Origin of the sequence: Alitiscatomonas aceti (genome assembly GCF_025567195.1) — a bacterium.
GTDB lineage: Bacteria > Bacillota > Clostridia > Lachnospirales > Lachnospiraceae > Alitiscatomonas > Alitiscatomonas aceti.
In genome coordinates, this window is the sequence record NZ_JAOQJF010000074.1 from 1 (window position 1) to 2,052 (window position 2,052).

At 51.0% G+C, this 2,052-nt stretch carries 2 protein-coding genes; both read left to right on the plus strand.

Going from position 1 to position 2,052, the window contains the following annotated elements; all coding sequences use genetic code 11:
• Positions 1–165: 165 nt before the first annotated feature.
• Positions 166–621, plus strand: coding sequence for a PrgI family protein (locus OCV69_RS16490; protein ID WP_002571008.1), 456 nt, complete (start codon positions 166–168; stop codon positions 619–621).
• Positions 578–2,052: VirB4-like conjugal transfer ATPase, CD1110 family (locus OCV69_RS16495; protein ID WP_158360313.1), on the plus strand; the 1,475-nt coding region annotated here is incomplete at its 3' end. The genes OCV69_RS16490 and OCV69_RS16495, both read left to right, overlap by 44 nt.

A 2,052-nucleotide genomic window follows, 5' to 3' on the forward strand; every position in this document is an offset into this window, starting at 1 on the left:
AATTTATGCTGTGCTGGTGCAGAACATCGCTCTGGAAGATGACATCATCATGGCGATCTGGAGCTGCGTGGGCTACACCGTATTGTTGTGCTTTACGCTGTTCAAAACCGGCAGCCTTGCAAAATCAGTCTTTCAGGCGCATTAAAACGGAAGGAGGTTTCCACATTGGCTTATGTACCCGTACCCAAAGATTTAACCAAAGTCAAAACCAAGGTCATGTTCAATCTGACCCGAAGGCAGCTGGTCTGCTTTACCGCCGGGGCGCTTGTAGGCGTGCCGCTGTTCTTTTTGCTCCGTGAGCCTGCGGGAAACAGCATGGCCGCCATGTGTATGATGCTGGTCATGATGCCCTTCTTCCTGCTGGCAATGTATGAAAAGCATGGACAGCCCCTGGAAAAGATCGTCGGCAACATCCTAAAAGTGGCTGTGATCCGTCCCAAGCAGCGTCCCTACCAGACCAATAACTTTTATGCCGTATTAAAGCGGCAGGAAATGCTCGATAAGGAGGTGTATGACATTGTTCACCGCAATGAAAAGCTGGCTGCGCCGTCTGCTGGGAAAACCGGAAGAAAAGACCGTGCAGCCGGTAAAGACAAAGAAAAAGCTGTCCCGCGCCGATAAGAAGCAGATCGAAGCGGCCATTGCCCGCGCCAACCGCACGGACAAAAAAGGAAAATCCGCACAGGACAGTATCCCTTATGAACGGATGTGGCCGGACGGGATCTGCCGCGTATCGGACAGCCACTACACAAAGACCATTCAGTTTCAGGACATCAACTATCAGCTCTCCCAAAATGAAGATAAGACCGCGATCTTTGAGGGCTGGTGTGATTTCCTCAATTATTTCGACAGCTCGATTCACTTCCAGTTGTCTTTTCTGAACCTTGCGGCATCGGAGGAGACCTTTGCCAACTCCATTTCCATCCCGCCCCAGGGGGATGCCTTTGACAGTATCCGTGAGGAATACACCACGATGCTGCAAAATCAGCTGGCCAGAGGAAACAACGGTCTCATCAAGACCAAATACCTGACCTTTGGTATCGACGCTGACAGCATCAAAGCAGCCAAGCCCCGTCTGGAGCGTATTGAGACCGATATTCTCAATAACTTCAAGCGTCTTGGTGTAGCCGCCAGGACACTGGATGGTAAGGAAAGGCTTTCCCAGCTTCATGCAGTATTCCACATGGACGAACAGCTCCCGTTTCAGTTTGAATGGGACTGGCTGGCCCCTTCCGGCCTATCTACCAAGGACTTCATCGCACCAAGCTCCTTTGAGTTCCGCACCGGCAAGCAGTTCCGTATGGGCAAGAAATACGGGGCTGTTTCTTTTTTGCAGATCCTTGCACCGGAGCTGAATGACCGTCTGCTGGCTGATTTTCTGGATATGGAAAGCTCGCTCATTGTGAGTATGCACATTCAGTCGGTGGATCAGGTGAAAGCCATTAAGACGGTAAAGCGTAAGATTACCGACCTGGACCGCAGTAAGATCGAGGAACAGAAAAAAGCAGTCCGCGCAGGATACGACATGGACATCATTCCCTCTGACCTTGCCACCTACGGCAGTGAGGCGAAAAAGCTGTTGCAGGATTTGCAGAGCCGAAACGAGAGAATGTTCCTTGTTTCCTTTTTGGTGCTGAACACAGCGGACAATCCCCGTCAGCTTGGCAACAACATCTTTCAGGCAGGCTCTATTGCCCAGAAGTATAACTGCCAGCTGACCAGACTGGACTTCCAGCAGGAAGAAGGGCTGATGAGCTGTCTGCCCCTGGGGCTCAATCAGATCGAGATCCAGCGGGGGCTGACCACCAGTTCTACGGCTATCTTTGTACCGTTCACCACACAGGAATTATTCCAGAACGGCAAAGAAGCGCTGTACTACGGCATCAATGCCCTGTCCAATAACCTCATCATGGTAGACAGAAAGCTGCTGAAAAACCCCAATGGCTTGATTTTGGGTACGCCGGGTTCCGGTAAGTCCTTCAGCGCAAAACGAGAAATTGCCAACTGCTTTTTGCTTACCAGTGATGATGTTATCATCTGTGACCCGGAAGC